This is a genomic window from Enteractinococcus helveticum (assembly GCF_020742345.1).
Lineage (GTDB): Bacteria > Actinomycetota > Actinomycetes > Actinomycetales > Micrococcaceae > Yaniella > Yaniella helvetica_A.
Genome location: NZ_DYXC01000035.1, coordinates 20,125 through 27,385 on the forward strand (window position 1 = coordinate 20,125; position 7,261 = coordinate 27,385).

Below are 7,261 nucleotides of genomic sequence, written 5' to 3' on the forward strand. Positions count from 1 at the left end.
GTTACGAAGACTTCTTCCTTAAACGACGGCGTTCACGTTCCGACATACCGCCCCAGATACCGAAGCGTTCATCATTGGATAGCGCATACTCCAGGCATTGCTGCTTGACCGGGCATGCACCGCACACTTTTTTCGCATCGCGAGTTGAGCCGCCCTTTTCTGGGAAGAATGCTTCCGGGTCGGTCTGGGCGCATAACGCATCTGCCTGCCAGGCTAGCTGGCCATCGTCGGCGGTATCGCCAAAACCGGGCAACGTCTGCCATAGGTCAACAGTTTCGTCCTCATATGGCGCGGGGGTTGTGGGATGCAGTGCGGTCACCGTGGCATCGGAGGTCTGCTCCGAAGTAATTTCGGTGATGGCATCGTGGGCGGCCAGATACGCGGTGGCTCGTTCATCCAGTGTTGTCAGATCTTGACCGGCGCCGGGATCAGCAGGATCCACGAACCAGTCGACAGGAACTTCTCGGCCATTACGAGTGACGGATGAGCCCTCAACGCGGGCATGTTCGGCCCGTTGTGCATTGTCCATTGGTTCCTTTCGCGCGCCACCACCAGGGCATAGCTTAGCTACCCTACAGCATGGGTTGCATCATATTTATGCTGGTCGTTGTGGTGGGAATGGTCAAATCTACTGGTCCTAATTACACCGGTGTAACTTAGCTTTAGTCAAGCCCGCAGATGACGTAACCCCGGTTCTGCCAGGAATTTCACAGACACTATTTGGCTCGGGTTCACTTATACGACGTCATGATCGCTATCGCAGCACCCGGAGTTCGTAGCCTAGATGACACCACCTTCGGCATCAAAGGACACCATGATATCCCTGCGTTCGTTTACCCCAACCGATCCACTGCAACCCGGCGCCGATCTGATCGGACACTTGGCCGCCTCACCGCAACCTGCCATCATCCACTACACGGCCGAAGGCCGCACCGAGCTTTCGGGTCGAGTAGCCATCAACTGGGCAACCAAAACTACCCACCTGATCGACTCCTACGGTATTGCCTCACCGGACACGATGGTAGTTGATGTCCCAGTCACCTGGCGTTCGGTTGTTCTGACACTCGGTGTCGCCTGGTGTGATGTGACCTGCAGTGCTGACGCCGACGACGCCGCTGCCGTCCTAACGGATCGTCCCGAACAGTACCTAACCACACCGGGGGAGATTTTTGTCACACACCAAAAGGAGGTTGATCCCGCGTTGATCAATCTCGACGACGAGGTCCTGTCCCACGCCGATCAACCCCTGCTACCAGTCCCCGATATTATTGGAAACGCGCTGGTAGACATCCCGGCACCGACTGAAATTCACAAGCATACTGCAGGGGTGATTATCCACGCTACGGATACTCGACTCAGCCCAGCGCTGTGGTCAGTCATAGTTGATGCATGGCGACGCAGCACTCCGGTCGTGCTAGTGGACCAGGCCGAGGCGGCTCAGCTGCAGCGCATCATAGAAACCGAACGACTCGGAGCACCCGTACAACGTTAGTGAACCAGCAGGTCAGGTGCCAGTTTCTTCGTGAGGTTCCTCGTCGGTGTCGGAGTCGCTGGAGACTTCGGCACTCGAGATCGCACCGGTGAGAATCTCGCTGTCGTGGACGGTTGCCGGATCGGCTTCAACTGCTTCGGTAAAAACCCACAGCCGGTAGGAGATGAACCGGAAGATTGTGGCGAAGGCCAACCCAATCACGTTGCCAAACAGCACCATGCCCCCGGCCGAACTAATACCCAGGAAATATTTGGCGATGAACACAAAACCCGCCTGAATGCCGGCACCGATGCCATTCATGACCAAAAACAACACGAGTTCACGCATCGCATTGGACTGACGCCGATTACGGAAAGTCCAGTACCGGTTAGCAACCCAGGAAAACGCGGTTGCCACCGCGGTGGCAACGATCTTAGCCTTGACTGCGGAATCTTCCATCGGGCCGGTAATGAGCCACAAAAAGATCCCGGTGTCGATAAAAAAGCCAATGCCACCAACGACGCCGAATTTCGCGACTTCACGCCACAGCAATTTAACGAGCGCGACGAAGCGATCTGTGATGTTCCGCAACATCGGTCCTTTCATAGCGGGCGTATTTTTGTCTTAGACACTCTAGCCTGTACGACTCAAAGAATGCTTCAACCTCAACGGTCATTGTGGACAGCACGCCCAAGCGCCACATGTCAGGAGCCTTCGTGTCGTGTGCCACCCAGCAGTCACGGGTCCGAAAAATCCAAGCTACTGTAGAAGGGTGACTTTTCCAACTGTAGGTGTAGTAGGCGGCGGCCAGTTAGCCCGGATGATGGCTCCGGTCGCGATCAATCTTGGTATTAAATTACACGTGCTGGCCGAGGCTGACGACGTATCAGCCACCACGGCCGCGACGTATACGGTCGGTGATTACATTGATTACGACACGCTGGCAGCATTTGCGGCCACTGTGGACGTCGTCACATTTGACCACGAACACGTGCCCACCCAGCACTTGCACCGTTTAGCAGACGCCGGTGTGAAACTCGCCCCGGGTCCAGATGCGCTGGTCTATGCCCAAGACAAGCTGGCCATGCGCCACAAGATGGCCGAACTCGGGCTACCACAACCCGATTGGCGCGCCGTCACCACACTGGATGAACTACTCACCGCCGGTGATGAGATCGGCTGGCCGGTCGTGTTGAAGACCCCGCGCGGCGGCTATGACGGCAAAGGCGTGTGGGTTTTATCGTCAGCCGAAGCAGCCCGTGAGGCCAATGCCTGGTTCAACGGCGACCACGCCGCCCTGCTGGTCGAAGCCAAAGTCGATTTCCGCTCTGAACTCTCCGCGCAGATCGCCCGATCGACCACCGGTGAGACCAAAACCTACCCGGTGGTGGAAACCATCCAGACCAACGGGGTGGCCGACATCGTCAAAGCTCCGGCCCCAAATTTGGACGACACAACAGCCAATGCGGCACGCCAGGCAGCCGAAACCATCGCCAACGGCGTAGGTGTCACCGGAATGTTAGCCGTCGAGCTGTTCCACACCCCGGATATTGCCCCGGGGTTCATGATCAATGAACTGGCCATGCGCCCGCACAACACCGGCCACTGGACCCAGGACGGCGCTATCACCAGCCAGTTTGAACAACACCTGCGCGCTGTGCTGGGTCTGCCGCTGGGTGCCACCGATCCGATCGTGAAGTACACGATCATGAAAAACTACTTGGGCGCCGGCAACCACGACCTGTACGGCGCATTTGACTTGGCGATGGCCAAGTATCCGGCCGCCAAAATCCACGCCTACGGCAAATCCGTACGACCCGGCCGTAAAATTGGACACGTCAATGTCTTAGCCACCGACGGCGACCTCGACGCGGCTCTTGCAGCAGCGATCGATGCAGCAGAAATTATTCGGCACGGCACGACCAATTACTAAGGAGTTTTCCGTGACAGCATCGCAAAACACTGTACGCGTGGGCGTGGTCATGGGCTCGGACTCGGACTGGCCCGTCATGCAAGCGGCCTCCGAAGCCCTTGATGAATTTGGTATCGCCCACGAGGTCCGCGTTGTCTCCGCGCACCGCATGCCGCACGAAATGATCGAATACGGCTCGAGCGCGGCCAAACGCGGCCTGTCGGTTATTATTGCCGGCGCCGGTGGTGCCGCGCATCTTCCCGGTATGCTGGCTTCGACCACCGAATTGCCCGTAATCGGTGTGCCTGTCAAACTCAAAGCGCTTGATGGTCTGGATTCATTGCTGTCGATCGTCCAAATGCCCGCGGGTGTGCCCGTGGCCACCGTGTCGATCAACGGTGCCCGCAACGCCGGCCTGCTTGCGGTGAAAATATTGGCCGCAAATACCGACGACGACGCACAACGGCTGCGTGACCAGCTGAAATCCTTTGCCGCCGATCTCAATGCCCAAGCACAAGCCAAGGGTGCGAGTCTGAAGGCTCAACTCGATTCGCCCCAGACCCGCTAGACTGGCTGATTCGGTTTCCGTTTTCCCTTCCCCTAACCACCAATTGAGCAGCAGTGACGAATTCTTCGACTACGCGCAGCAAATCCGAGCGGCAGATTCGCTTAGAACTCAATCAGCGACTCCGCCAGCTCGAATACGGTGGCGCCGGTAGAGACCCGCTCAAAAACGCCGGCCACGGCACCTTCAGTCAACGCACAACCCGCGGGCTGCTACTGATCGCCCTGACCACATTGGTTCCCGGCGGCGCTCAATCCGTGACCGGCAATCACCGGCTCGGGCGCATCGGACTCAGCGTCACCCTGATCAACTGGACGCTGATCGTTCTGAGCATCCTGGGCCTGCTCTTGGCCCGAGACTTCACCCTGTCACTGGCTTTCAATCCGTTCATCCAATCCATCGGGATCTTCTACCTGGCGGCCGTTGCCGTTGGATGGTTCATCCTGTGGTTAGATACCGCGCGCATCATCCAATTTGTCAAATTGAAATCCCGTGCTCGCGCCCTGGTGGCAGCCCTGCTGATTGCCGCCACCCTGCTGACCTCGGGCCTTACCGCATACGGGGCATTTTTGCTCAATGCCTCAACGTCGTCGTTGGGATCAATCTTTGGGTCCGGACCGGCCGTAGAAGAATCTGATGGCCGCTACAACATCCTGATCATGGGTGCCGACGCCGGCGAAGGTCGCCAAGGGCTACGCCCCGATTCGATCTCGATGGCCTCGATCAACGCCAAGACCGGCAAAATCTTCTTATTCTCGATTCCACGAAACTTTCAGAACGCGCCCTTCGCCTCGGATTCTCCACTGTGGGATGTCTACCCCGAAGGTTATAGCTGCGGAGATGACTGCATCATCAACGCCCTGTACACCGACGTCACGAACAACCACTCCGACTTGTACCCCAACGCCGAAAACCCCGGTGCCGAAGCAATGATGGACGCCGTATCGGGCATTCTAGATTTGGACGTCACCGGTTACGTGATGATCGATATGGCCGGGTTTAGTGAACTGATCGATGCGATGGGTGGGGTGACCGTGACCACCGGTGGCTGGACCCCATACCGCGGGGTCCGCCCCGATGGCCAGTGGGGCAACGCTTGGTGGGAACCCGGTACCCATAAATTTGGTGGCGATGACGCGCTGGGCTTTGCCCGGTCGCGCAAATGGTCGTCTGACTATTCGCGCATTCGACGTCAGCAGTGTGTCCAACAGGCTATGTTGTCACAATTCGATGTTCCAACCCTGCTGACCCGGTTTGAGTCAATTCTCAGCGCCGGTGAACAGATGGTCGAAACCTCAATCCCACAGTCCCAGGTGGGCAGCTTCTTGAACCTCGCGGCCAAATCGCAGCGCCACGATATGGAACGGCTGACCATTGGGGCACCGGACTTCGGAGATCAGGGCGAACAGTTCTCGACCTACCCCGATTTCGATGAAGTCCACGCTCGCGTTCACGACATGCTCGCCGCCGACGGCACCCCACCATCCGGTTCGCACATCATGCAACCAACGCTGGGACTATATCTGTTGGAGGCGACTAATGATGATCCCACCGCCGACTGGGAACCGATCCCAACACAGCTTGACGGCAGCGAAATTACCAAAGAATACCTGCAGTGGGCCGAAGATACCGGACAAACGAACTTGCTGACTCACGCTGCAGAAACCAACCACCAGTGTCATCCGGGCTAAGATCATCACAGAGAAGAAAGGCCAAACATTTGACCACTTTTCACCCGTCCGGTGTTCAACACGCACTCTACCCCCTCACGGCTCCCATCAAAGACTATGCTTGGGGCTCCACAACACTGCTGCCCGAACTTACCGGAGCGCCCGCCTCGAATACCCCGCAGGCCGAAATGTGGTTTGGCACCCATCCGACAACACCCACGCTACTTGCTGACGGCACTGCTTTGGCAGAACTGGTGGATCTGCCATACCTGGTCAAACTCTTGGCCGCAGCACAGCCCCTGTCCATTCAGGCCCACCCAACCATCGAGCACGCCAAAGCTGGCTTCGCCGCCGAAAACGCTGCCGGTATTGAGCTGTCTGATCCACGGCGCACCTACCGGGACGCCAACCATAAACCAGAAATGCTCGTCGCCCTGAGTGACTTCACCGCGATGACCGGCTTCCGCGATCCCGACTCGGCTGCCGGAACCTTTGAACAGATTGCCCAAATGGTCGACAACACTGAGCTGACCGGCGTGCTGACCGCCATGGCCGAGGGTTTACGTGCCGGCGAGCTCATCGCCGTATTTGGTCAACTTGTGGATCCTGACGGCCCATTCTGGCAACCTGATGGCTTCACCGCCGAGATCTTTGCGGCAGTCCAGCGCAGCGGAACCGACGACAAATACTTGGTCAATGCGCACGAGGCCGCCGTCATTCACCCGAATGATCCCGGTGCCCTGGTGACGCTGTTGATGAATCTGATCACCTTGGCCCCCGGCGAGGCACTGTTTATCCCCTCGGGGACTATTCACGCCTATGTTGCCGGTCTAGGTTTAGAAGTCATGGCGACTTCCGATAATGTCATCCGCGGTGGCCTCACCGTCAAACACGTCGACGTGGCTGAATTAGGCAAAGTCGTAGACTTTACCCCCGGTGCTCCCCCAATCATCACCCCCAGTGTGCGCACCATCGACAATGTACTGGTCACCCGGTTTACACCCCCGGTCGAAGACTTCGCACTGACCCGCTATGACCTACCGGCCGGTTCCAGCCTCACAGTAACCGCCACAAATCCGCGCATTGCCGTGGGCACCAGCGGCACCGGTACTTTGACCTCAGGGCCGGATCAAGCAGTAGTGTCACCAGGATCCGGAATTTATATTCCCGGCGATGTTCACAGTTTGGATCTCAGCGCCCCGGACGACGACGTCACCATCTTTCTTGCCAGCCGCCCCTAACTGTTGGCACTAACCGGGCAGCAGATCGAACCACCAAAAATCAACGCGAAGTCATTTTTGGATGATCTTTGGAAGCAACCTTCCGCAAAGCACTCCAGACCGGCGGTATAGCGACATCGCTGTGCGCATCTTCGTGACCAGCCGGCAGTGAAGATCTTCCCGACACGCTTGACTGGCTCTTCCTGCCGGTTATCCTAAATATTAACAGCAGTTTTATAACAAAATAGGGGATCCATTGCACCACATTTTTAACTCACAATTGAGTCCAACGACACTTCGTGCCGCACTTGTCGCCACGGTTTCTGCCATCTGTGTGATGGCCTTAGGGTTCGCACCGGTTCCCCAACTGTGGTATTTTCTGGTCGGCGGAATAGTGGTCGTGACCGTCACCTTCGCCACCGG

The 7,261-nt window shown here is 57.5% G+C and carries 7 protein-coding genes; 5 read left to right on the forward strand and 2 right to left on the reverse strand.

Features of this window, described 5'->3' with window-relative positions; genetic code table 11:
* Position 1: 1 nt before the first annotated feature.
* Positions 2 to 529, reverse strand: coding sequence for a WhiB family transcriptional regulator (locus tag K8V32_RS02970; RefSeq protein ID WP_303902655.1), 528 nt, complete (start codon positions 527 to 529; stop codon positions 2 to 4).
* Positions 530 to 814: 285 nt separating this feature from the next.
* Here K8V32_RS02970 and K8V32_RS02975 point away from each other — a divergent pair, with 285 nt between their 5' ends.
* On the forward strand, positions 815 to 1,492 hold the full coding sequence (locus K8V32_RS02975) for a hypothetical protein (protein ID WP_303902658.1): 678 nt from the start codon (positions 815 to 817) through the stop codon (positions 1,490 to 1,492).
* A 12-nt stretch (positions 1,493 to 1,504) separates the two neighbouring features.
* Here K8V32_RS02975 and K8V32_RS02980 read toward each other — a convergent pair whose 3' ends face one another.
* The gene (locus tag K8V32_RS02980) at positions 1,505 to 2,065 is read right to left on the reverse strand and encodes a GtrA family protein (RefSeq protein ID WP_303902660.1); all 561 of its coding nucleotides are present in this window, start codon (positions 2,063 to 2,065) and stop codon (positions 1,505 to 1,507) included.
* A 178-nt stretch (positions 2,066 to 2,243) separates the two neighbouring features.
* On the opposite strand from K8V32_RS02980, the gene K8V32_RS02985 reads away from it, so the two are divergent.
* Genes K8V32_RS02985 through manA form a run of 4 tightly spaced genes read left to right on the forward strand, consistent with a single transcriptional unit; the run spans position 2,244 to position 6,859 of the window.
* On the forward strand, positions 2,244 to 3,404 hold the full coding sequence (locus K8V32_RS02985; protein WP_303902662.1) for a 5-(carboxyamino)imidazole ribonucleotide synthase: 1,161 nt from the start codon (positions 2,244 to 2,246) through the stop codon (positions 3,402 to 3,404).
* 49 nt (positions 3,405 to 3,453) lie between these two features.
* On the forward strand, positions 3,454 to 3,951 hold the full coding sequence (purE, locus tag K8V32_RS02990; protein WP_303902671.1) for a 5-(carboxyamino)imidazole ribonucleotide mutase: 498 nt from the start codon (positions 3,454 to 3,456) through the stop codon (positions 3,949 to 3,951).
* Between the two features lie 53 nt (positions 3,952 to 4,004).
* The gene (locus K8V32_RS02995; protein ID WP_303902665.1) at positions 4,005 to 5,639 is read left to right on the forward strand and encodes an LCP family protein; all 1,635 of its coding nucleotides are present in this window, start codon (positions 4,005 to 4,007) and stop codon (positions 5,637 to 5,639) included.
* 29 nt (positions 5,640 to 5,668) lie between these two features.
* Positions 5,669 to 6,859 carry a mannose-6-phosphate isomerase, class I gene (gene manA / locus K8V32_RS03000; protein ID WP_303902668.1) on the forward strand — a complete coding sequence of 397 codons (1,191 nt, stop codon included), beginning with the start codon at positions 5,669 to 5,671 and terminating at the stop codon, positions 6,857 to 6,859.
* The last annotated feature ends 402 nt before the right edge of the window (positions 6,860 to 7,261 follow it).

Coding starts and splice junctions, on each gene's coding strand:
- K8V32_RS02975 (WP_303902658.1), top strand. CDS start 815: ATGATATCCCTGCGTTCGTTTACCCCAACCGATCCACTGCAACCCGGC.
- K8V32_RS02970 (WP_303902655.1), bottom strand. CDS start 529: ATGGACAATGCACAACGGGCCGAACATGCCCGCGTTGAGGGCTCATCC.
- purE (WP_303902671.1), top strand. CDS start 3,454: ATGGGCTCGGACTCGGACTGGCCCGTCATGCAAGCGGCCTCCGAAGCC.
- K8V32_RS02980 (WP_303902660.1), bottom strand. CDS start 2,065: ATGTTGCGGAACATCACAGATCGCTTCGTCGCGCTCGTTAAATTGCTG.